At 65.0% G+C, this 21160-nt stretch carries 21 protein-coding genes; 4 read left to right on the top strand and 17 right to left on the bottom strand.

Annotated features, from left to right (window positions below; translation table 11 throughout):
- Positions 1-4: 4 nt before the first annotated feature.
- Positions 5-1051, top strand: coding sequence for an aldo/keto reductase (locus ASD15_RS23560; RefSeq protein WP_057157479.1), 1047 nt, complete (start codon positions 5-7; stop codon positions 1049-1051).
- Positions 1052-1178: 127 nt separating this feature from the next.
- Positions 1179-3566: a TonB-dependent receptor gene (locus ASD15_RS23555; RefSeq protein WP_057157478.1), complete on the top strand. Its 2388-nt coding sequence runs from the start codon at positions 1179-1181 to the stop codon at positions 3564-3566.
- Positions 3567-3587: 21 nt separating this feature from the next.
- Here the strand turns inward: ASD15_RS23555 and ASD15_RS23550 are convergent, their stop codons facing one another.
- The 10 genes from ASD15_RS23550 to ASD15_RS23505 form a co-directional block, all read right to left on the bottom strand.
- On the bottom strand, positions 3588-5273 hold the full coding sequence (locus ASD15_RS23550) for a methyl-accepting chemotaxis protein (RefSeq protein WP_057157477.1): 1686 nt from the start codon (positions 5271-5273) through the stop codon (positions 3588-3590).
- A 138-nt stretch (positions 5274-5411) separates the two neighbouring features.
- Positions 5412-6344 carry a CysB family HTH-type transcriptional regulator gene (locus tag ASD15_RS23545; protein ID WP_057157476.1) on the bottom strand — a complete coding sequence of 311 codons (933 nt, stop codon included), beginning with the start codon at positions 6342-6344 and terminating at the stop codon, positions 5412-5414.
- Positions 6341-7414 carry a sulfate/molybdate ABC transporter ATP-binding protein gene (locus ASD15_RS23540; protein WP_057157475.1) on the bottom strand — a complete coding sequence of 358 codons (1074 nt, stop codon included), beginning with the start codon at positions 7412-7414 and terminating at the stop codon, positions 6341-6343. Before ASD15_RS23540 ends, ASD15_RS23545 begins: the two co-directional genes overlap by 4 nt.
- A gap of 14 nt (positions 7415-7428) precedes the next feature.
- On the bottom strand, positions 7429-8322 hold the full coding sequence (gene cysW, locus ASD15_RS23535; RefSeq protein ID WP_057157474.1) for a sulfate ABC transporter permease subunit CysW: 894 nt from the start codon (positions 8320-8322) through the stop codon (positions 7429-7431).
- Entirely contained in the window at positions 8323-9129 is an 807-nt protein-coding gene (gene cysT, locus ASD15_RS23530; RefSeq protein ID WP_057157473.1) for a sulfate ABC transporter permease subunit CysT, read from the bottom strand.
- Positions 9130-9323: 194 nt separating this feature from the next.
- Positions 9324-10097 carry a sulfite exporter TauE/SafE family protein gene (locus ASD15_RS23525; RefSeq protein ID WP_057157472.1) on the bottom strand — a complete coding sequence of 258 codons (774 nt, stop codon included), beginning with the start codon at positions 10095-10097 and terminating at the stop codon, positions 9324-9326.
- Positions 10098-10193: 96 nt separating this feature from the next.
- Positions 10194-10832, bottom strand: coding sequence for a peroxiredoxin (locus ASD15_RS23520; RefSeq protein WP_057157471.1), 639 nt, complete (start codon positions 10830-10832; stop codon positions 10194-10196).
- A gap of 9 nt (positions 10833-10841) precedes the next feature.
- Positions 10842-11420, bottom strand: coding sequence for an alpha/beta hydrolase (locus ASD15_RS23515; RefSeq protein WP_057157470.1), 579 nt, complete (start codon positions 11418-11420; stop codon positions 10842-10844).
- A 25-nt stretch (positions 11421-11445) separates the two neighbouring features.
- Positions 11446-12462 (bottom strand): sulfate ABC transporter substrate-binding protein, encoded by a 1017-nt coding sequence (locus ASD15_RS23510; RefSeq protein WP_057157469.1) that lies wholly within the window; start codon positions 12460-12462, stop codon positions 11446-11448.
- Between the two features lie 108 nt (positions 12463-12570).
- Positions 12571-12957 (bottom strand): diacylglycerol kinase, encoded by a 387-nt coding sequence (locus ASD15_RS23505; RefSeq protein ID WP_057157468.1) that lies wholly within the window; start codon positions 12955-12957, stop codon positions 12571-12573.
- A gap of 129 nt (positions 12958-13086) precedes the next feature.
- Here ASD15_RS23505 and ASD15_RS23500 point away from each other — a divergent pair, with 129 nt between their 5' ends.
- Positions 13087-13866: an IclR family transcriptional regulator gene (locus ASD15_RS23500; protein ID WP_057157467.1), complete on the top strand. Its 780-nt coding sequence runs from the start codon at positions 13087-13089 to the stop codon at positions 13864-13866.
- On the opposite strand, the gene ASD15_RS23495 is transcribed toward ASD15_RS23500, so the two are convergent.
- From ASD15_RS23495 to ASD15_RS23485, 3 genes are all read right to left on the bottom strand, one after another.
- Positions 13848-15026, bottom strand: a complete 1179-nt coding sequence (locus ASD15_RS23495; protein WP_082552101.1) for a serine hydrolase — start codon at positions 15024-15026, stop codon at positions 13848-13850. The two genes, ASD15_RS23500 and ASD15_RS23495, sit on opposite strands and share 19 nt — an antisense overlap.
- A gap of 105 nt (positions 15027-15131) precedes the next feature.
- Positions 15132-15827, bottom strand: coding sequence for a nitroreductase (locus ASD15_RS23490; protein ID WP_057157466.1), 696 nt, complete (start codon positions 15825-15827; stop codon positions 15132-15134).
- A 19-nt stretch (positions 15828-15846) separates the two neighbouring features.
- Positions 15847-16716: a DMT family transporter gene (locus ASD15_RS23485; RefSeq protein ID WP_057157465.1), complete on the bottom strand. Its 870-nt coding sequence runs from the start codon at positions 16714-16716 to the stop codon at positions 15847-15849.
- 368 nt (positions 16717-17084) lie between these two features.
- Here ASD15_RS23485 and ASD15_RS23480 point away from each other — a divergent pair, with 368 nt between their 5' ends.
- The gene (locus ASD15_RS23480) at positions 17085-17648 is read left to right on the top strand and encodes a phasin family protein (protein ID WP_056393826.1); all 564 of its coding nucleotides are present in this window, start codon (positions 17085-17087) and stop codon (positions 17646-17648) included.
- An 82-nt stretch (positions 17649-17730) separates the two neighbouring features.
- On the opposite strand, the gene ASD15_RS23475 is transcribed toward ASD15_RS23480, so the two are convergent.
- From ASD15_RS23475 to ASD15_RS23460, 4 genes are all read right to left on the bottom strand, one after another.
- Positions 17731-18519 carry an alpha/beta fold hydrolase gene (locus ASD15_RS23475; protein WP_057157464.1) on the bottom strand — a complete coding sequence of 263 codons (789 nt, stop codon included), beginning with the start codon at positions 18517-18519 and terminating at the stop codon, positions 17731-17733.
- On the bottom strand, positions 18516-19571 hold the full coding sequence (locus ASD15_RS23470) for a M14 family zinc carboxypeptidase (RefSeq protein WP_057157463.1): 1056 nt from the start codon (positions 19569-19571) through the stop codon (positions 18516-18518). The genes ASD15_RS23475 and ASD15_RS23470 overlap by 4 nt, the downstream gene beginning before the upstream one ends.
- 95 nt (positions 19572-19666) lie before the next feature.
- On the bottom strand, positions 19667-20389 hold the full coding sequence (locus ASD15_RS23465) for an ABC transporter ATP-binding protein (protein ID WP_057157462.1): 723 nt from the start codon (positions 20387-20389) through the stop codon (positions 19667-19669).
- Positions 20389-21159: an ABC transporter ATP-binding protein gene (locus ASD15_RS23460; protein ID WP_057157461.1), complete on the bottom strand. Its 771-nt coding sequence runs from the start codon at positions 21157-21159 to the stop codon at positions 20389-20391. The genes ASD15_RS23465 and ASD15_RS23460 overlap by 1 nt, the downstream gene beginning before the upstream one ends.
- Between the last annotated feature and the right edge of the window lies 1 nt (position 21160).

Raw genomic sequence — 21160 nt, 5'->3', positions numbered from 1 at the left:
GCCCATGGACTACTCCACGCTCGGCGCCAGCGGCCTGAAAGTCAGCAAAATCTGCCTCGGCACCATGACCTTCGGCGAGCAGAACTCCGAAGCCGACGCGCACAGCCAGCTCGACTACGCGCTCGAGCGCGGCGTCAACTTCATCGACACCGCCGAGATGTACCCGGTGATGCCGCGCGCCGAAACGCAGGGCGCCACCGAGCGCCACATCGGCAGCTGGCTGAAGAAAAGTGGCAAGCGCGCCAATGTGGTGCTGGCCACCAAGGTGGCCGGACCGAACCCGAACATGCACTGGGTGCGCGGCGGCCGCAACAACCTGGACGCGGCCAACATCCGCGCCGCCGTCGACACCAGCCTGCAGCGCCTGCAAACGGACTATATCGATTTATACCAATTGCACTGGCCGAGCCGCAATGTGCCCATCTTCGGCGCCTCCGTGTTCGATCCGGCCAACGAGCGCGCCTGCGTGGCGATCGAAGATACGCTGGCCGTGCTGGGCGAGCTGCAGCGGGAAGGCAAGATCCGCCACATCGGCGTGTCGAACGAATCGTGCTGGGGCGTGAGCGAATTCGTCAAGCAGGCCGAGATGAAGGGCCTGCCGCGCATCGCCACCATCCAGAACCTGTACAACCTGACGGCGCGCCACTACGAAACCAGCCTGCTCAACGAGACCTGCTACCGCGAGCAGGTCAGCCTGCTGGCGTACAGCCCGCTGGCTTTCGGCCAGCTCAGCGCCAAATACCTGGACAACCCGAAAGCGCACGGCCGCCTGACGATTTTCCCGCCCAGCTGGAGCCCGCGCTACCTGCGCCCGGCCGTGCTGGAAGCGGTGGTGCAGTATGCCGCGCTGGCGCGCGCCCACGGCATGACGCCGGCGCAGATGGCGCAGGCGTGGTGCTACACGCGCTGGTTCGTGGCCTCCACCATCATCGGCGCCACCACCCTGGCGCAGCTGAAGGAAAACATCGACGCGCTGGGCACCGTGCTGGCGCCCGAAGTGGTGGCGCAGATCGACGCCATCCACGCGCGGCTGCCGAATCCGGGCCAGTAATATGCGCGCCCCGCATAACGGGGCGCCGCCATATAGCTGGGTGACATAAGCTTAGCAGGAAGGATTCCTTCCACTTTTGGCAACGCCTCATTAAGCTCCTTGCTTTATACATGCAAGAGAGTCAACCATGAGCTTCCGCCACACGCAATCCCATCCAGGCCGCGCAGCGCTGGCCTTCAGCCTTGTCGCTTCGCTCGGCCTGCCGGCTGCGGCGCAGACCGCGCAAGGCGCGGCAGAACCCGAGATGCAATCGGTGCTGGTGACCGGCACCTACGCCAAGAACCGCCGCACCGCCGATTCCGAATCGCCGGTCGACATCATCGGCGCGCGCGAGCTGCAGGCTTCCGGCTCGACCGAACTGGCCACGGTGCTGGGCCGCGTGCTGCCGTCGGTGAACTTCCCGCGCCCGTCCGGCGCCGACGCCAGCGACGCCGTGCGCCCCGCGCAGCTGCGCGGCCTGTCACCGGACCAGGTGCTGGTGCTGGTGAACGGCAAGCGCCGCCATGCCTCGGCCGTGGTCAACGTAAACGGCACCTTGGGCCGCGGCTCCGCGCCGGTGGACCTGAACGCCATTCCCATCGCCGCCATCGACCGCATCGAAGTGCTGCGCGACGGCGCCGCCGCCCAGTACGGCTCGGATGCGATCGCCGGCGTTATCAACATCATCCTGAAAAAAGGCGCCAAGGGCGGCGAAGCGGAAATCGGCTACGGCGAATACCAGGAAGGCGACGGCCAGAGCGTGACGCTGAAGGCGTCCGCCGGCTTCGACCTGGGCAACGGCGGCTGGCTGCGCCTGGCGGCCGAGGCGGCCGAGCGCGACCCGACCAACCGCGCCGGCCCCGACCTGCGCAACAAGGCCGAGCCGCGCTACGGCAAAGTGAACCAGCGCTACGGCGACCCGGACACCAAGCCGCGCAACCTGTTCTTCAACAGCCAGCTGCGCGTCAACGACGACATCGACTTCTACGCCTACGGCAATTTCGGCCAGCGCAAGACCGAGGCCGCCGCCACCTGGCGCACCGCGCTGAACGGCACTGCGCAGCGCAGCCCGCTGTTCCCGGAAGGCTTCCTGCCGCTGCAGGACAGCACCTCCATCGACGAATCGCTGACCGCCGGCCTGCGCGGCGCGGCCGGCGCATGGCGCTGGGACGCCAGCCTGGACTACGGCAGCAACCGCTTCGACCTGAACATCCACAACACCGTCAACCAGGACCTGAAGGAAAAGAGCCCGACCAGCTTCCACCTCGGCAAGCTGACCAACACCCAGTCCGTGTTCAACTTCGACCTGGCGCGCGAGTTCGCGGTGCCGGGCCTGGGCGGCCCGCTGACGCTGGCCACCGGCGTCGAAGCGCGCCGCGAAAGCTACGAGATCGAAGCTGGCGACGCGGCCTCCTACAGCGGCAGCGGCTCGCAAGGCTTCAGCGGCTTCCGCCCCGTCAACGCGGGCAAGAACAGCCGCAACAACAAGTCCGTCTACGTGAACCTGGAAGCGCCGTTCACCGCACGGTTCTCCGGCGCGCTGGCGGCGCGCCACGAGAACTACAGCGACTTCGGCACCACCACCTCGGCCAAGGCCTCGGCGCGCTACGCTTTCAGCGACGCGGTCTCGCTGCGCGGCACCGCCTCCACCGGCTTCCGCGCGCCGTCGCTGGCGCAGCAGTTCTACACCATCACCACCACCAACTTCTCCATCATCAACGGCGTGAACACGCCGATTGAGACCGGCACCTTCGCGGTCAACAGCGCCGCCGCACTGGCGCTGGGCTCCCAGCCGCTGAAGCCGGAGAAGGCCAAGAACCTGAGCCTGGGCCTGCAGCTGCAGCCGTTCCGCAACTTCAGCACCACGGTGGACGTGTACCGCATCGACATCGACGACCGCATCCTGTTCTCGGCCAACCTGATCCTGCCGGACGCGCTGAAAGCGGCGCTGGCGGCACAGGGCGCGCCGGTGGGCGCGGCACGCTACTTCACCAACGCGGTGGACACGCGCACCAAGGGCGTGGACCTGGTGAGCACCTATCGCGTCGACCTGGCCAACCGCGACCGCGCGGACTTCACGCTGGCTTACAACCACAACAAGAACGAGATCGTGCGTGTGGCTGACAATCCGGCCGTACTGACGGCCAACAAGCTGCTGCTGATCGACCGCCAGACGGTGAACCGCGCCACCGTGGGCTCGCCTAAGGACAAGCTGAGCCTGGCGACCGACTATACGGCCGGGGTCTGGACCGCGCGCGGACAGCTCACGCGCTACGGCAGCTTCACGGTGCCGCAGAACTTGGCCGCGCAGGACCAGGTGTACAGCCCGCAGTGGGTGCTGGACGTGTCGGGCAGCGTCAAGCTGGGCAAGAACTGGCGGCTGAGCGCGGGTATCGACAATGTGACGGACAAGTATCCGGACCAGGTGACGTCGCTGAACAACCTGAACAACAACGGCATCAATCCGTACAGCGGCTTTGCGCCCAACGGCTTCAACGGGCGCTACTACTACGCGAAGGCGGGCTATAGCTGGTGATGCACGGCCGCCAAGCGCCGGCTAAAACTCTTCCCAATCCTCGCCGGCGGTGCTGGCGGTGCGCCTGGCCGGCGCCGGCTTGACGGCCGGTCTGGCCAGCGCGGCCTGCGCCGGCGCCGGTTTGCGCGGGGCGTGCACGTGGTACTGCTGCTCCGCCAGCCGGAACACGCTGACCGCCCCGGCCAGCATCTCGGCCTGGTCGCGCATCGACTGCGCAGCCGCCGCCGCCTCTTCCACCAGCGCGGCGTTCTGCTGCGTCACATCGTCGATCGACACGATGGCCTGGTTCACCTGCGCGATGCCGGAGCTCTGCTCCTGGCTGGCCGCGCTGATCTCGGTCATGATGTCGGCCACCTGCCGCACGGCCTTGACGATGCCTTCCATCGTCGCCCCCGCCTCGTCCACCAGCCGCGCGCCCGCGTCCACCGTCTGCACCGACTCGCCGATCAGCGCCTTGATCTCCCTGGCGGCCGCCGCCGAGCGCTGCGCCAGGTTGCGCACCTCGGAGGCCACCACCGCGAAGCCCCTGCCCTGCTCGCCCGCGCGCGCCGCCTCCACCGCCGCGTTCAGGGCCAGGATGTTGGTCTGGAACGCGATGCCGTCGATGACGCCGATAATGTCCACGATCTTGTTCGAGCTCTCCTTGATGGCGCCCATGGTGGCCACCACTTCGCCCACCACCTTGCCGCCCTTGGTGGCGAACTCGGAAGCCGACACCACCAGCGTGGTTGCCTGGCGCGCATTCTCGGCGTTCTGCGTCACGGTCGAGGTCAGCTCCTCCATCGAGGAGGCGGTTTCCTCCAGGCTGGAAGCCTGCTGCTCGGTGCGCGAAGACAGGTCCAGGTTGCCGCTGGCGATCTCGCTGGACGCGGTGGAGATGGTGTCCGACCCCGAACGCACCCGGCCCACGGTGCGCGCCAGGCTCTCGTTCATATTCTTCAGCGCGCGCAGCAGCTGCCCGGTTTCGTCGGCCGTGTCGCACTCGATGCGCTGGGTCAGGTCGCCGCTGGCGACCGCCTCGGCCACCCCCACCGCGCGGTTCAGCGGATGGGTGATGCTGCGCGTGATCCAGTACACCACGGCGGCGGCCAGCGCGGCCGCAATCACCGTCAATGCCATCATCATGTTGCGCGCGCCGACATAGGCCGCCTTGGCCTCGGTGCTGGCCTTGGCTACTGCCTCGGTTTGATATTTGACCAGGTCGGTCAGGGAATTGAGATAGGCGGTCTGTTCCTTGCGCACCGTGGTCAGCAGATAGACCACATTCTCGTCGCGCTTGGCAGTATCGGCCGACTTGGCGATAAAGGCCGTCTGCACCACGTCATAGCGTTCGCGCGCCGCCAGCACGGCCTTCAGCTTGGCCTTGCTGCCGGCATCGGTGTCGTCCGAAATCAGCTTGGACAGTGTCTCGAGGCGGCCGGCGATTTCCGCCTTCCTGTCTTCCACCCGCTTGAGTTCCTTACCCACGGTTTCCGGGTCGGTGGACAGCATGGCGTTGCGCATGGCGCGCGCGATGTCGTTCACGCCGCCCACCGCTTCGTAGGCTTCGATCACCTTGGGCACCTTGTCGGCCGCCAGGTCGTCGGTGCCGTCGTTGAGCTTGCCGAGGTTGCCGATGCCTACCACCGACATGCCCACCATGAACACCAGCGACACTCCGAGTCCGCCGGCCAGGCGCGTGCCTATCTTCCAGTTACCGATCCCCATTTGGCGCTCCCTGAAGTTTAAAACAATGTTTCAAAAATCGGTGCAGTGCGGCTAACAGTGCGTCTCAGTATATGTATAAATAGCAATGCTGGCGGAAAAATAGCTGCCCTGTCTTTCCGCCGCAACAAACGTCTGTCTTTACGCGGCCTCAGCGCCAGCAAGGGCTACTTCGATATCGCTGCGGCGCAGCTCGGGCGCGAATTGCAAGATGAACTCCTGCGCGTAGGTGCGCAGGTAGGCGCCGCGCCGCACCGCCAGGCGCGTGGTGTTGGCCGCGAACAGGTGCGACGCCTCCACCGCGCGCAGGCCCTTGTCGCGCCCGTGGTCGAAGGCCATCGAGGCCACGATGCCCACGCCCAGACCCAGCGACACGTACTGCTTGATGACGTCCGAGTCCATGGCCGTGAGCACGATGTCCGGACGCACGCCGGCGCGCGCGAAGGCGTCGTCCAGGTGGCCGCGGCCGGTGAAGCCCACGTCGTAGGTAATCAGCGGGAACTCGGCCAGGTCTTCCAGGCGGATATTGGTGCGCCCCAGCAGCGGGTGGTTGTCCGGCACCACGATCAAGTGGCTCCAGCGGTAGCACGGGAAGGACACCAGGTCCGGGAACTGGCTCAGGCCCTCGGTGGCGATGCCGATGTCGGCCTTGCCCGACAACACCCATTCCGCGATGTGCTCCGGCGAGCTTTGCTGCAGGGCGATGCGCACTTCCGGGAAGGCCGCGCGGAAGCTTTGCACCACTTTGGGCAGCGCGTAGCGGGCCTGCGTGTGGGTGGCGGCGATGGTCAGGGTGCCGCTGTTCTGGCCGGTGTATTCCAGGCTGGCCTGCTGCAGGTTTTCCGCTTCCACCAGCAGGCGGTCGATGATCTTCAGGATGCCTTTGCCGGGGTCGGTCAGGCCGGTCAGGCGCTTGCCGTTGCGCTCGAAGATGACCACGCCCAGCTCGTCCTCCAGCTCGCGGATCTGGCGGCTCACGCCGGGCTGCGAGGTGAACAGCGCATTGGCCACCTCGGTCAGGTTGTAGTTGCGGCGGGCCGCTTCGCGTATGGAACGCAGTTGCTGGAAATTCATATCGCAGTTCCCTCATCGACAAACACATGCAAACGCTTGGGCCGCACCACCAGCGTCTCGCCTTCCTTCAGGCCGAGATGGCTGAAGCGCTCGTTCGGTATCACCGCCTCGATCATCTCGGCGTTGTCGGCGCGCTCCAGGTCCAGCTGGGCCAGCGGGCCGATGGCGTGCGCGCGGCGCAGCTTGACCACGATGCCGTCGGCGCCCGGCGTGTAGCGGTCCACGTCCAGCTCGTGCGGACGCACGTAGGCGATGCCCTTGCTGTCCTGCGTTTCGCCGTGCGACGGCAGGTCCAGCGCCACGCCGCCGGTGGTGATCACGCCCTCGTGCACGCGGCCGTGGAACATGTTCACATTGCCCAGGAAGCCGTACACGAAGGGCGAGGCCGGGTGGTTGTAGACCTGGTCCGGCGCGCCGATCTGCTCGACGTTACCCTTGTTCATCAGCACCACCTGGTCGGCCACTTCCAGCGCTTCCTCCTGGTCGTGGGTGACGAAGATGCTGGTCACGTGCAGCTCGTCGTGCAGGCGGCGCAGCCAGCGGCGCAGTTCCTTGCGCACTTTCGCGTCCAGCGCGCCGAACGGCTCGTCCAGCAGCAGCACGCGCGGCTCCACCGCCAGCGCACGCGCCAGGGCGATACGCTGGCGTTGGCCGCCGGACAGCTGCGGCGGATAGCGGTCGGCCAGCCAGTCCAGCTGCACCAGGCCAAGCAGGTCCATGACCTTCTTCTTGATCTGCGCTTCGGACGGGCGCTCGGCGCGCGACTTCACGCGCAGGCCGAAGGCCACGTTCTCGAACACCGTCATATGCTTGAACAGCGCGTAGTGCTGGAACACAAAGCCCACCTGGCGCTCGCGCACGTGGCGGTCCGACGCGTCCTTGCCGTCCAGCAGGACCTGGCCCGAATCCGGGTGCTCCAGGCCAGCGATGCAACGCAGCAGCGTGGTCTTGCCGCAGCCGGACGGGCCCAGCAATGCGGTCAGTTCGCCGGTGGGAAAGTCCAGCGACACATTGTTCAGCGCGGTGAAGTCGCCGAAGCGCTTGTTGATGTTTTTGACTGCGATCGTCATGGCTTGTACTCCGCTTAATGTTCGTTGTGCACGCCGGCATAGTCTTCATGCAGACGCCAGGCGATAAAGGATTTCAGGGCCAGGGTGACCAGCGCCAGCAGTGCCAGCAGCGAGGCCACGGCGAACGCGGCCGCAAAGTTGTATTCGTTGTAGAGGATCTCGACCTGCAGCGGCACCGTGTTGGTCTCGCCGCGGATGTGGCCGGACACCACCGACACCGCGCCGAACTCGCCCATGGCGCGCGCGTTGCACAGGATCACGCCGTACAGCAGGCCCCACTTGATGTTGGGCAGGGTCACGCGGAAGAAGGTCTGCCAGCCGGACGCGCCCAGCACGATGGCGGCCTCCTCCTCTTCGCTGCCCTGCGCCTGCATCAGCGGGATCAGCTCGCGCGCCACGAAGGGGAAGGTGACGAAGATGGTGGCCAGCACGATGCCCGGCACGGCGAACAGGATCTTGATGTCGTGCTCGGCCAGCCAGGGGCCGAACCAGCCCTGCGCGCCGAACAGCAGCACGTAGATCAGGCCGGAAATCACCGGCGACACCGAGAACGGCAGGTCGATCAGCGTCAGCAAAAAGCTCTTGCCGCGGAACTCGAATTTGGCGATGCACCAGGACGCGGCCACGCCGAACACCAGGTTCAGCGGCACGGCAATGGCGGCCGTGATCAGGGTCAGCTTGATGGCGGCGATGGCGTCGTCCTCGACAATGGCCGAGGCGTACACGTCCCAGCCCTTTTTCAGCGCTTCGGCGAACACGGCCACCAGCGGCACGAACAGGAACAGCGTCAAAAAGGTCAGCGCGACGGCGATCAGGACGCCGCGCACCCACAGCGGTTCCAGGATGTTCGGCGCCGAGGCCAGTTCGCCGCGGCGCGGCGCAGCGATAGGCGTGGTTGGAGCGTTCATTTATTTCCCCGACTTTCCGCGAGCCCAGGCTTGCAGCAGATTGATGGACAGCAGCAGCACGAAGGAGATCAGCAGCATCACCACGGCGATCGCGGTGGCGCCGGCGTAGTCGTACTGCTCCAGCTTGGTGATGATGAACAGCGGCGTAATTTCCGACACCATCGGCATGTTGCCGGCGATGAAGATCACCGAGCCGTACTCGCCGGTGGCGCGCGCGAAGGCCAGCGCGAAGCCGGTCATCAGCGACGGCAGCACGGTGGGGAACACCACGCGCACAAAGGTCTGCAGCGCGCTGGCGCCCAGGCTGGCGGCGGCCTCCTCCAGTTCGCGCTCGGCGTCCTCCAGCACCGGCTGCACCGTACGCACCACGAAGGGCAAGCCGATGAAGGTCAGCGCCACCACCACGCCCAGCGGCGTGAAGGCGACCTTCAGGCCCAGCGTGCCTTCCAGGAAGGTGCCGAACCAGCCGTTGGACGAGTACAGGGCCGTCAGCGTGATGCCGGCCACGGCGGTGGGCAGCGCGAACGGCAAATCCACCAGCGCGTCCACGATGCGCTTGCCGGGGAACTGGTAGCGCACCAGCACCCAGGCCACGATGAAGCCGAAGACGGCGTTGATGAAGGCGCCGATCAGCGAGGCGCCGAAGGTCAGCCGGTAGGAAGCCATCACGCGTTCGGAGGTGACCGCGCCCCAGAACTGGTCCCACGTCATGGTGAAGGTTTTCAGGAACACCGCCGACAGCGGGATCAGCACGATCAGCGACAGGTAGAAGATGGTGAAGCCCAGCGACAGCTTAAAGCCGGGCATCACCCGGAATGGGGCGCTCCTGGACTTGAACGTCACCGGCGCTGCGACCGGGATGGCGACTGCAGACATGAATACTCCTCTTATTACAATTCCGAGTTTAGGCCCGGATAATCGCATAGAGGAGTTATGAAGCAAACGACGCAATTGTCATTTGCTTAGATGTGAATTTGCCAGTGTGCTATCAAATTGGCAGGTCAGGCCAGCAGCTTCGCGGCAACCGCGGTCAGCGTGGCGGCCAGCAGGCCGCGCAGCACGCGCTCGGGCACGGCGCGCGCAAACCAGGAGCCGATGGTGATGCCGGGCACGGAACCGACCAGCAGGGTCAGCAGCAGCATCCAGTCGATCGAACCCAGCCACCAGTGGCCCACGGCGGCCACCGCGGTCAGCGGCACCGCATAGGCGATGTCGGTGCCTGCCACTTCCGCCGGGCTCAGGCGCGGATACATCAGCACCAGCAGCGTGGCGCCGATGGCGCCGGCGCCGATGGAGGAGACCGTGACAAGCACGCCCAGCACGGCGCCCGACACCACGGTGGCCGTGTCCAGCGCGCGGCCTTGCAGCTGGCGTTCGGGATGGGTGTTGATCCAGCCCAGCATCTTGCTGCGGAACAGGATGGCGACCACGGTCAGCAGCACCGAGCCGGCGATGGAGTAGCGGATGATCTGGCCGATTTCCTTGTCCAGCGAGCCGAACTGCTTGAGGGCGATGGCGGCGGCGACGGCGGCGGGCACGGCGCCCAGGCACAGCAGGCGCACGATGTCCCAGCGCACGGTGTTGCGCAGGCGGTGCGTGAAGGTGCCGGCACTCTTGGTCACGGCCGCGAAGGCCAGGTCGGTGCCGACCGCGACGGAAGGGGAAACGCCGAATAGCAGGGTCAGGATGGGCGTCATCAGCGAACCGCCGCCCACGCCAGTCATGCCGACCAGCAGGCCGACCCCAAAACCCGATGCAACAAACGACAAGTCCATAGATTCCCCTTAAGAAACGCAAGGGTATACAGACTTGTCGCGAATGCAAACAACGAAAATTCTATTTGCTTATGCGCCGAAGGGCGATTTATTGCATTACTTGTTCGGCTGCGGCGTTACCCGCAGGTAAGGACGCTCGGCTTTGAAGCCTTTCGGGTACTTTTGCTTGAGCACGTCCGGGTCTTGCACGGTCAACGGAATGATGACGTCGTCGCCATCTTTCCAGTTGCCGGGCGTGGCCACGGTGTAGCCGTCGGTCAGCTGCAGGGCGTCGATCACGCGCAGCACTTCGTCGAAGTTGCGGCCGGTGCTCATCGGGTAGGTGATGGACAGGCGGATCTTCTTGTTCGGGTCGATCACGAACAGCGTGCGCACGGTGGCCGTGGCGGACTGCTCGGGGTGGATCATGTCGTACAGGTTGGCGACCTTCTTGTCGGCGTCGGCGATGATGGGGAAGCCCACCACGGTCTTCTGCGTGTCTTCGATGTCCTTGATCCAGGCGGCATGCGATTCCACCGGATCGACCGACAGCGCGATGGCTTTCACGTTGCGCTTGTCGAATTCCGGCTTCAGCTTGGCGGTCAGGCCCAGTTCGGTGGTGCACACCGGGGTGAAGTCGGCCGGGTGCGAGAACAGCACCACCCAGGAGTTGCCCGCCCATTCATGGAACTTGATCGGTCCGACGGAGGATTGCTGCTCGAAATCGGGGGCGGTGTCGCCCAAACGTAATGTCATAAAGGTCTCCTAGAAAATATTGACGATCTGTTCATTGTGCGCCTGTTCCGCCAACTTTTGCAAGTGGCGTTGGCCAGGCAGCCAGTCGCCCAGGCCGGACTCCGCGTTGATGTGCCCCAGCGCGCCGAGATTGATGAATTGGCTGCCCCAGCGCCGCGCCCACAGCGCCGCATGCCCGGCCGTCATCCACGGGTCGTTGCTGCTGGCTAGCACGATGGACGGGCACGGCAGGCGCTCCCGGGGCAGTTGCGCGGCCACGCCGAACTTGTCCGGATCCGCCGGCGCCACCAGCAGCAGGCCGGCCACCGGCGCCGCTCCAGCCGCGCCGACCAGATGGCGCGCCACGCTGTGCACCGAAGCCAGCGTGCCGAAGCTGTGCGCCACGATCAGCGCCGGACGGCGGTCCTGCTGCCGCACCCGGCTGACACGGGCCGACCAGGCCGCCAGGTCCGGCTGGTCCCAATGGTCCTGCTCGATCCGCTCGAAGGACGGGTACAGGCGCTGCCAGCGGCTCTGCCAGTGCTCCGGTCCGCTGCCGTGCAGGCCGGGAGCGACCAGCACGCGAAACTTCGACAACACGCCCGTCATCGCCGCGCTCCTGGCCGGTCCGGGATTACTTGCTGCCCGGGGCGTAGATCTGGTCGAACACGCCGCCGTCAGCGAAGTGCACCTTTTGCGCGCTGCTCCAGTCGCCGGCCACCTGGGCCAGCGTGAACAGCTTCACGTTGGGGAACTGGGCCGCATACTTCCGGGCTTCCTTCTCCACGGTAGGACGGTAGTAGTTCTTGGCGATCAGTTCCTGCGCCTCGTCGGTGTAGAGGAAGTTCAGGTAGGCTTCCGCCACTTTGCGGGTGCCGCGCTTGTCGACCACTTTATCGACCACGGCCACCGGCGGCTCGGCCAGGATGCTGACCGACGGCGCCACGATTTCCACCTTGTTCGGGCCCAGCTCCTTGATTGCCAGCAGGGCTTCGTTTTCCCACGCGATCAGCACGTCGCCAATGCCGCGTTCGACGAAGGTGGTGGTGGCGCCGCGCGCACCGGAATCGAGCACCGGCACGTTCTTGTACAGTTTCTTCAGGAATTCCTTGGCGGTGGCGTCGCTGCCGCCCTGCTGGCGCAGCGCATAGCCGTAGGCGGCCAGGTGGTTCCAGCGCGCGCCGCCCGAGGTTTTCGGGTTCGGCGTGATGACGGCCACGCCCGGCTTGACCAGGTCGTTCCAGTCCTTGATGCCTTTGGGATTGCCCTTGCGTACCAGGAACACGATGGTGGAGCTGTACGGCGTGCTGTTGTGGCCCAGGCGCTTCTGCCAGTCCTTGTTCAGCAGGCTGCGCTCGGCGATGGCGTCGATGTCGTAGGCCAGCGCCAGGGTCACCACGTCCGCTTCCAGGCCGTCGATGACTGCGCGGCCCTGCTTGCCGGAGCCGCCGTGCGACTGCTTGATCTTGATGGTGTCGCCGGTCTTGGCCTTGTAGTCCTTGGCGAAGGCGGCGTTGACGTCCGCGTACAGCTCACGGGTTGGATCATAGGAGACGTTCAGCAGGCTGAACTCGGCGGCCAGCGCCGGAGCGAAGGTGGCAGCGGCAGCGGCAGCGAAAACAGTTGCAGCGATAATTTTTTTGGACAGCATCAGAATACCCCGTTGTAGTTAGGACCTCAGAAGCTGTAGGTTATCGTTGCTTTATATAAATGAGAACGAAGGTTTTAGCAGTTTTATATACGCGCAAGGCATAAGGGCTCACCAGAAGCGCTGCACCAGCACCACCGTCCAGGTCAGCGCCGCCAGCAGGCCGGCCAGCAGCACGGCCGCGCTGCCCAGGTCCTTGGCGTTCTTCGACAGCGGGTGGCGCTCCAGCGAAATACGGTCCACCACCGCTTCGATAGCGGAGTTGATCAGCTCCACGATCAGCATCAGCACCAGCGGCGCCACCAGCACCAGCTTCTGGAAGGCCGACACCGGCAGCAGCAGCGCCACCACCGTACCGGCCGCGAACAGCATCAGCTCCTGCCGGAACGCGTGCTCGTGGCGCCACGCCGTCTTCAGGCCGTCGAAGGAATACAACACTGCGGAGTAGATCCGTTTGATGCCGCTTTTGCTTTTGAATTCGCTAACTGGTTGTTCCATATGCCTGTCCGGGTTTGATACGCTGCGTCATTATGCCTTCGCCATAGGGAAAACGCGCGCCGGAATTCCCATTTTTTTCACATCATGGTATAAAGTAGAGACTAAATACTGCACTGCACCAACCACATCATGAAAATCGAATCCGTTCCGGAGCAAAAAACCACCATCCAGGTGATCGAGCGCATGGTTGCCCTGCTCGACGCGCTGGCCAAGTACCCGGACCCGGTGAGCCTGAAGGAACTGTCCAAGGTTTCCGGCCTGCACCCGTCCACCGCGCACCGCATCCTCAACGACATGGTGCTGACGCGCTTTGTCGACCGCATCGAACCGGGCACCTACCGCCTTGGCATGCGCCTGCTGGAACTGGGCAACGTGGTGAAGAGCCGCCTGTCCGTGCGCGAGGCAGCGCTGGACTTCATGCGCTCGCTGCACAAGAAGACCCAGCAGACCATCAACCTGTCGGTGCGCCAGGGCGACGAGATCGTCTACATCGACCGCGCCTTCTCGGAGCGCTCCGGCATGCAGGTGGTGCGCGCCATCGGCGGACGCGGCCCGCTGCACCTGACATCGACCGGCAAGCTGTTCCTGTCGGTGGACGAGCCGAAAGCCATCCGCGCCTATGCCACGCGCACCGGACTGGCCGGGCACAACAAGAATTCGATCACGGATCTGGCCAAGCTGGAGCGCGAGCTCAGCCTGGTGCGGGCGCGCGGCTATGCGCGCGACAATGAAGAACTGGAACTGGGTGTGCGCTGCATGGCGGCCGGCATCCGCGACGACAGCGGCAAGCTGATCGCCGGCCTGTCGATCTCGGCGCCGGCCGACCGCCTGCAGGAAGAATGGCTGGAAGACCTGGTCACCACGGCCAACCAGATTTCCGCCACCCTGGGTTACATGCCGGCGGAATAAGCAGGATTGCCGCCGCCGCTGACGTCGGCCGCGACGGCGGGGCTCATGCCGCCGCTGACGGTGCCGCCGCCGAGGTTGCCGCCACTGACCGTGCCGCCCCCCAGCACATCGGTCGACAAGCCGGCCGGTTTCAGCGCTTCCAGCCATTTACGCATGCGGCCCGCATCGGCGGCGCGCGCGGCGGAACCCTTGGCGTCGAGCAGCACCATGATCACGGCGCGGCCCTGGATCACCGCCTGCATCAGCATGCAGCGGCCCGCTTCGTTGATGAAGCCGGTTTTCTGCAGGCCGATTTCCCAGCCCGGCGTGGCGATCAGGCGATTGGTGGTGCCGAACTGCATCGGACGGCCATTCGCCTCCACCACCGCCTTCGCGTCGGTGGAATACTCGCGCAGCACCGGATGCTGGTAAGCGGCCATGGCCAGCTTGGCCAGGTCGCGCGCGCTGGCCACGTTCATTTTCGACAGGCCGCTGGAATCCACATAGTGGGTGTCGGTCATGCCCAGCGCCTGGGCCTTGGCGTTCATCGCGTCGACGAAGGCCGGCAAGCCGCCCGGATAGTGGCGGCCCAGCGCGGACGCGGCGCGGTTCTCGGAACTCATCAGGGCAATGTGCAGCATGTTGGCGCGCGTCAGCTGCGCGCCCACGCGCAGGCGCGAGCTGCTGAACTTGGCGTGATCGACGTCCTCGTCGGTGACGGTCAGGATCTCGTTCATGTCCTGGTTGGCTTCCACCACCACCAGGCCGGTCATCATCTTGGTGATGGAGGCGATCGGCAGCGCCACGCCGGCATTCTTCTCAAACAGGATTTCCGAATTGGCCTGGTCCAGCACAAAGGCCACGTTCGATTTCAGGTCGAGCGGATCGCGCGTCAGGTGCAGGCCGGCCAGGTCGCCCATGGTCGGCCGCGCCAGGCCTTCGCCCACATTGGTCACCTTCTGGTAGACCACCTTGCGCTTGCCGTTGACCACCATCACGCGGCGCACGGTGCGCTCGCGCGGCACCGAGGCGCCCGCCTGCAGCACCATGGACTGGCGGCGCGGCGTGGCCTTGCTTTTCTTCACTGCGGGCTTGCGCGCGCTCTCCCCCGCATGGGCCGCCGACGCGGGCAAGGAGACGCACAGCAAGGCGAGTATCGCGCCCAAGGTAAATTTAACCATTTCAGTTCCCCAATGCAGTGAGACTATTCTTGTTGCAGTGTAGCAAAACCCCACAGCCGCGCAAGCGAAATCCATCCCGCATTGCACCGTAAAACCACAGCTTGTTCACGCTACAAATTTAACAAAATGCGCAGCCGGCTCGCGCTCGGTTATCAAACTATTCTCGATCCGGGCCGGGTCGGCATAGCCCAGCGACATGCCGCACACCACCATTTCATGGTCAGGCAAGTCCAGCACGTCGCGGATAATCCTGTGGTACTGGGTGAAGGCCGCCTGCGGACAGGTATCGAGTCCGCGCCCGCGCGCGGCCACCATGATGTTCTGCAGGAACATGCCATAGTCCAGCCAGGACCCCTGCTCCATCACGCGGTCTATCGTAAACATCAGCCCCACCGGGGCGTCGAAGAAAGCATAGTTGCGGCCGTGCTGGGCTGCCATGCCGGCCTTGTTGTCGCGGGTCAGTCCCAGCAGCGCGTACAGATCCCAGCCCACCTTGCGTCGCCGGTCGACATACGGCGACACCCACTCGCGCGGGTAATAGGCATACTCTTCAGTGTGTAATTTCGCCTGCTCTGGATCAGTATGTGCGGCCAATATGCGCTCGGACAATAGCTGTTTTTTCTCGCCGGTCAGCACATACACTTTCCACGGCTGGGTATTGGTGCCGGACGGCGCGCGCGCGGCCACCTGCAGCAGCTGTTCGATGTCTTCGCGCGCCACCGGCGTGGGCAGAAACGCGCGGATCGAGCGCCGGGACGTGATGGCGGCATCCACCGCCTGCTGGTCTGGAGTGGTGATCATGAGGCTCGCTTCCTAACACTTATTTCGGTTGCTTCACTACAAATACGACGCCCAGCACCGCCAGCGCCATCCCGGCCACGCCCAGCAAGCTGAAGGCTTCGCCGAACATCAGCCAGGCCATCACGGCGGTGGTCGGCGGCGTCAGGTACAGCAAGCTGGTCACCTGGGTGGCGTCGCTGCGGCGTATCAGTGCGAACAGCAGGAAAATCGCGCCGATCGACAACGCCAGCACGGACCAGGCCAGCGCGCCGACGAAGCGCACAGTCCATTGTATGTCAGTAAAGCTTTCAAAATACAGCGCAAATGGCAGGACCACCACAAAAGATGCCGCGAACTGAATAATGGTGCCGGTGCGCAAGTCGAACTGCGGGCAGTGGCGGCGCTGGTACATGGTGCCAACGGTAATCGACAGCAGCGCGAACACGCATAGCAGCAAGGCTTGCCAGGACAGGCCCACCAGCGTGATCTTGGCGTACACCACCAGCGCCACGCCGCCCAGGCCAAACACCAGTCCCAGCCACTGGCGCGGCCGTACCGTCTCGCCGATCAGCGGCGCAGCCATGGCCGTGAGGATGGGCTGCATGCCCACGATCAGCGCGGTCAGCCCGGCCGGCATGCCCAGCTTGATGGCGCACCACACGCCGGCCAGGTAGCCTGCCTGCATCAGCAGTCCGGCCAGCGCCACTTCCTTGATCTTGCCGCGCGGCCAGGGTGCGCGCATCAGCAGCACCAGCGGCAGCAAGATGGCCAGCACGCCCAGGAAGCGCAGCAGCAGGAAGGTCAGCGGCGGCGCATACGGCAAGCCGAACTTGGCAACAATGAAGCCGGTGCTCCACAGGAACACGAAAAACAGTGGAATGGGTGACAGGAAAGAAGCGGATTTGGGCATATTGACTACCAAAAGTATCAGGCGCGCCCAGCCAGCGAGTGGATGTTGCACGGAAGCCATAGAGTCTAGCACGGCGCCGGCCTCGGCATCCGGGGGCGGGCCTCGTCCTGCTGCGGGTGCAGCAAAGTTGATCTACATCAATTCCATCGTTCCGCCCGGAAATACAGGGCAAACCGGCCCGAGTAGGTTCCTTTGTGCAACGCACAAAAATCGCTTGACTTAAATATTTAAGTCCGTAAAATCGGGTTTGTTGCGTTGCACAATTTGTTGTTCGGCCTGAAAGAATCGCGTCATCGTTTTACTGCAGGTAGCTTTCAGCAGCATCTAACGCTTACATCGCTTAAATCACTTCAAGACTGGAGATTTACATGTTTTCTATCCCTGAGCAATTTTCCAATGCGACCAAAGCCAACTTTGAGAGCCAATTCGCGATCTTCTCGTCGCTGACCGCCAAAGCCTTCGAAGGCGTGGAAAAGCTGGTCGACCTGAACCTGACCGCCGCCAAAGCTTCGCTGGAAGAGTCCTCGGTTGCCGCCAAGCAGCTGCTGTCGGCTAAGGATCCACAAGAATTCTTCTCGCTGGCTGCCGCCCAGGTTCAGCCAACCGCCGAGAAAACCATTGCCTACGGCCGTCATCTGGCAGCCATCGCTTCCGGCACCCAGGCTGAATTCAGCCGTGCCGCTGAAACGCAAATCGCCGAAACCAACCGCAAAGTAATCTCGCTGGTTGACGAAGTGAGCAAGAACGCACCAGCCGGTTCGGAAAACGCGATCGCCCTGCTGAAATCGACCCTGGGCAACGCCAGCGCCGGTTACGAGCAATTCACCAAGTCCGCCAAGCAAGCTGGCGAAGCCATCGAAACCAACCTGAACGCCGCCGTGAACCAGTTCGCCGCTGCCGCTTCCAAGGTTGCTCCGGCTGCCAAGAAGTAATGCATGAAGCGCCGGCCGCATAGGCCGGCTCCGCTCTGGTCTCCTCGGCATCCGTGGTGTCCTCTCTGGCGGATGTCCTTCATCAGCCCCGGCTCGTCCGGGGCTTTTTTTCGTCCTGCGCCGCCAGCCACTGCGCCACCTGCCGCGCCACCCACGGGCCGTCGTCCAGCGGCAGGTCGTGCCCCGCGTCCGGATGCACGCGGTAATCCGCCCCCCATGCCTGCGCCAGGCGCTGCGAACACCGTGGATCGACCAGGCCGTCGCGCGCGCCCGCCAGCACCAGCAGCGGCGCCGCGCCGCGGTGGCGCTGCGGGGCATGGAAGCGCGCCGCAGCCGTCAGCTGGCGCAGCGCGTTCAGGCGCGAGACGGGAAACTCGTTGTGATAGTCGATCCAGCGCTTGAGCAATTCGCTGTCGCGCGTGTCGCCGCCGTGGACCACGCTGGTAAGTCTGAGCGCCAGTTGCTCCTGGCGCCGCGCCCCGCCCAGCACCAGCTGCCGCACGATGGCCGGGTAGTTCTGCCAGCGCAAGCGCTGGTAAAAGCGGCTGAACGGCCGCATGCTGGTATTGAGCAGCACGCAGCGCGCCACCTCGTCCGGATAGCTGGCCTGCCACTGCACCGCCACCATCGCCCCCAGCGACAGCGCCAGCAAGTTGTACGGACCCTGCTTGCCGCGCGCGCGCAGGCCGGCGCGGCAAGCCTCCACCATGCCCTGCACCGACAGCGGGCTGCGCAGATGCCGGTTGGCGCCGTTGCCGGGCAGATCCGGCGTCACGATGTCGGCCTCAGGCAGCGCCGCGCGGAACTGGTCCGGGAACTCGCCCCAGTGCCGGCTCTCGCGCATCAGCCCGCGCAGGAATACCCAGTTCATGCCGCCGCTCCCAGCCCGTACCAGCGCGCCAGCGCGCGCTTGCGCTGATGCAGCCGCGCCGGCGCGTCCGGCAGCCAGCGCGCATGCGCATTGGCCGCCCGCATCAAGAACTCGAACCACACCAGGTGGCTGCGCAGCACGCGCTGCAGGCGGTGCGCGGCGGTCGGATTGAAGGCGCCCAGGCGGGAAAACAGCTGGCGCGGATTCTTCTTCACCCACAGCCACGAGCCCATCTCCAGCGTCAGCGGCAGGAATACCCTGTCATGCCCCTCGGCCTCGCCGCTGCGCGCGCCGCCGCGCTCGAACCTCAGGTAGAGGTGGTCCCACAAGTCGCCATGGGTGCGGTATTGCAGGCTCTGCGGCTCGAAGGTGTAGTTGTGGTGCGGATAGCTGGCCGTAAACAGCTCCTCCAGCGCCGCGATCTCGGGCAGGTGCGCGATCGGCGTGCGGGTGTGCGCATGCGGAAACCAGATGCGGTCGCGCAGGCCGAAGCCGGAATGGCAATCCAGGCTCAGGCTGAACTGGCGCGGCAGCAGTTCGCGCTCCACCACCTCGCACACGGCGCGGCTCTCGGCTTCCATGGGCGCGCCGAACGCGCCCCGGTACCACGGCAGCATGGGCGTGGCACGCTGCCCGCCCAGCAGGAAAGGCACGCGCTCGCTGGCCTGCACCGGCGAGTTGCGCATCAGGTCGACGCCTTGCGGATTGCAGCGCGTGGCCTGCCACATGCCGCCCGGATTCACCAGCGGCATGAACACCAGGCGCACGCTCTGCAGCAAGTGGTGCAGGCCGTGGTCCCAGCGCGAACGCGCCACCAGGCTTTGAAGAAAGGAAAGGAGAACCTGGGTGCCGATGCGCTCCAGGCCGTGGATGCCGCCGAAGAAACCCAGTGCCGGCGCGGCCGGGTCGCTGCTGCCCATGGTCAGCAGATAGACCGGGAACTGCTGGCTGTCTGCCGCCACCGTGCAGGCCACGCTGGCCTTCAGCAAGTCCCCGCCATCCTCGATCAGCTGTTCCAGTGTAAGCAGTTCAGGCAGCGACTTGAGACTCATGCGGGCGGCTCCGTAGCGGGGAGCCACCAGTGTAAATCATAACGGGGCCAGGGTTAATTTTCCGTCACGGCAAAATGAACCCTGACCCCATTTTGCTATTCGCCAAGGTAGGCGGCTTTCACCCTCGGATCGTCCAGCATATCGCTGGCGTTGCCGGTCATGGTGATGAGGCCGGAGTCCATCACGTAGCCGCGGTGCGCCGCCTGCAGCGCCAGCTTGGCGTTCTGCTCGACCAGCAGGATGGTGATGCCCTCCTTCGAGACGTTGCGGATCACTTCGAAGATCTTGTCGACCATGATGGGCGACAGGCCCATCGACGGCTCGTCCAGCAGCAGCAGCGTCGGGTGGCACATCAGCGCGCGCGCCATGGCCAGCATCTGCTGCTCGCCGCCCGACAGCGTGCCGGCCAGCTGCGCCGAACGCTCTTTCAGGCGCGGGAAAATGTCGAACCACTTGGCGATGTCGGCCTCGATGCCGGCCTTGTCGTCGCGCGTGTAGGCGCCCATCATCAGGTTTTCCGTGATGGTCATGCGCGTGAACACGCCGCGCCCTTCCGGCACCATGGCCAGCTTTTGCTCGACCAGGTGGAAGGACTTGCTGCCCTTGAGCGACTGGCCCATGTAGGACACCGTGCCTTCAACCTTGCAGTCCGGCAGCGTGCCGGTGATGGCTTTCAGCGTGGTGGTCTTGCCGGCGCCGTTGGCGCCGATCAGCGTGACCAGCTCGCCCTTGTTCACTTCCAGGTCGATGCCCTTGACGGCCTTGATGCCGCCGTACGCGACCTTCAGGCCCGCGACTTTTAATACATTCTCGCTCATTAGTGCGAACCTCCCAGGTAGGCGTCGATCACCGCCTTGTTGCTTTGGATCTCGGCGGGCAGGCCTTCCGCGATCGGCTTGCCGTATTCCAGCACCGTGATGCGGTCGCACAAGCTCATCATCATTTTCACGTCGTGCTCGATCAGCAGCACGGTCTTGCCCTCGGCCTTGATCTTGATCAGCAGCTCTTTCAGGGCCAGCTTCTCGGTGGCGTTCATGCCGGCCGCCGGCTCGTCCAGCGCCAGCAGCTGCGGGTCGGTGGCCAGGGCGCGCGCGATTTCCAGGCGGCGCTGGTCGCCGTAGGACAGGAATTTCGAGGTGCGGTTGGCGAAAGCGCCGATACCGACGAAGTCCAGCAGTTCCTGTGCCCGCTTGCGGATGCCCGCCTCTTCTTCGCGCGCCGCCTTGTGGCGGAACACGGCGCCGAACACGCCCTGGTGCGAGCGCACGTGGCGCCCGACCATGACGTTTTCCAGCGCGGTCATCTCGCCGAACAGGCGGATGTTCTGGAAGGTGCGCGCGATGCCGGCTTTCGCCACTTCATGCGGCGCCGACGGCGAATACGGCTTGCCGGCCAGCTCGAAGGTGCCGGTGTCCGGCTGGTACAAGCCGGTGATGACGTTGAAGAAGGTGGTCTTGCCGGCGCCATTGGGGCCGATCAGGCCGTAGATCTGGCCCTGCATGATCTTGATGCCGACGTCGGTCAGCGCCTGCAAGCCGCCGAAGCGCTTGTTGACGCCGGCAATGTTCAGAATGACTTGTTCGCTCATC

The organism is Massilia sp. Root351 (assembly GCF_001425045.1).
GTDB lineage: Bacteria > Pseudomonadota > Gammaproteobacteria > Burkholderiales > Burkholderiaceae_D > Rugamonas.
The sequence above is the reverse complement of the archived record's forward strand: the minus strand, read 5'-3'. Positions and strand labels throughout refer to the sequence as shown.

What these genes read in the sequence shown, in the direction of transcription:
- ASD15_RS23560 (WP_057157479.1), top strand. Translation starts at nt 5, where the DNA reads ATGGACTACTCCACGCTCGGCGCCAGCGGCCTGAAAGTCAGCAAAATC.
- ASD15_RS23555 (WP_057157478.1), top strand. Translation starts at nt 1,179, where the DNA reads ATGAGCTTCCGCCACACGCAATCCCATCCAGGCCGCGCAGCGCTGGCC.
- ASD15_RS23550 (WP_057157477.1), bottom strand. Translation starts at nt 5,273, where the DNA reads ATGGGGATCGGTAACTGGAAGATAGGCACGCGCCTGGCCGGCGGACTC.
- ASD15_RS23545 (WP_057157476.1), bottom strand. Translation starts at nt 6,344, where the DNA reads ATGAATTTCCAGCAACTGCGTTCCATACGCGAAGCGGCCCGCCGCAAC.
- ASD15_RS23540 (WP_057157475.1), bottom strand. Translation starts at nt 7,414, where the DNA reads ATGACGATCGCAGTCAAAAACATCAACAAGCGCTTCGGCGACTTCACC.
- cysW (WP_057157474.1), bottom strand. Translation starts at nt 8,322, where the DNA reads ATGAACGCTCCAACCACGCCTATCGCTGCGCCGCGCCGCGGCGAACTG.
- cysT (WP_057157473.1), bottom strand. Translation starts at nt 9,129, where the DNA reads ATGCCCGGCTTTAAGCTGTCGCTGGGCTTCACCATCTTCTACCTGTCG.
- ASD15_RS23525 (WP_057157472.1), bottom strand. Translation starts at nt 10,097, where the DNA reads ATGGACTTGTCGTTTGTTGCATCGGGTTTTGGGGTCGGCCTGCTGGTC.
- ASD15_RS23520 (WP_057157471.1), bottom strand. Translation starts at nt 10,832, where the DNA reads ATGACATTACGTTTGGGCGACACCGCCCCCGATTTCGAGCAGCAATCC.
- ASD15_RS23515 (WP_057157470.1), bottom strand. Translation starts at nt 11,420, where the DNA reads ATGACGGGCGTGTTGTCGAAGTTTCGCGTGCTGGTCGCTCCCGGCCTG.
- ASD15_RS23510 (WP_057157469.1), bottom strand. Translation starts at nt 12,462, where the DNA reads ATGCTGTCCAAAAAAATTATCGCTGCAACTGTTTTCGCTGCCGCTGCC.
- ASD15_RS23505 (WP_057157468.1), bottom strand. Translation starts at nt 12,957, where the DNA reads ATGGAACAACCAGTTAGCGAATTCAAAAGCAAAAGCGGCATCAAACGG.
- ASD15_RS23500 (WP_057157467.1), top strand. Translation starts at nt 13,087, where the DNA reads ATGAAAATCGAATCCGTTCCGGAGCAAAAAACCACCATCCAGGTGATC.
- ASD15_RS23495 (WP_082552101.1), bottom strand. Translation starts at nt 15,026, where the DNA reads ATGGTTAAATTTACCTTGGGCGCGATACTCGCCTTGCTGTGCGTCTCC.
- ASD15_RS23490 (WP_057157466.1), bottom strand. Translation starts at nt 15,827, where the DNA reads ATGATCACCACTCCAGACCAGCAGGCGGTGGATGCCGCCATCACGTCC.
- ASD15_RS23485 (WP_057157465.1), bottom strand. Translation starts at nt 16,716, where the DNA reads ATGCCCAAATCCGCTTCTTTCCTGTCACCCATTCCACTGTTTTTCGTG.
- ASD15_RS23480 (WP_056393826.1), top strand. Translation starts at nt 17,085, where the DNA reads ATGTTTTCTATCCCTGAGCAATTTTCCAATGCGACCAAAGCCAACTTT.
- ASD15_RS23475 (WP_057157464.1), bottom strand. Translation starts at nt 18,519, where the DNA reads ATGAACTGGGTATTCCTGCGCGGGCTGATGCGCGAGAGCCGGCACTGG.
- ASD15_RS23470 (WP_057157463.1), bottom strand. Translation starts at nt 19,571, where the DNA reads ATGAGTCTCAAGTCGCTGCCTGAACTGCTTACACTGGAACAGCTGATC.
- ASD15_RS23465 (WP_057157462.1), bottom strand. Translation starts at nt 20,389, where the DNA reads ATGAGCGAGAATGTATTAAAAGTCGCGGGCCTGAAGGTCGCGTACGGC.
- ASD15_RS23460 (WP_057157461.1), bottom strand. Translation starts at nt 21,159, where the DNA reads ATGAGCGAACAAGTCATTCTGAACATTGCCGGCGTCAACAAGCGCTTC.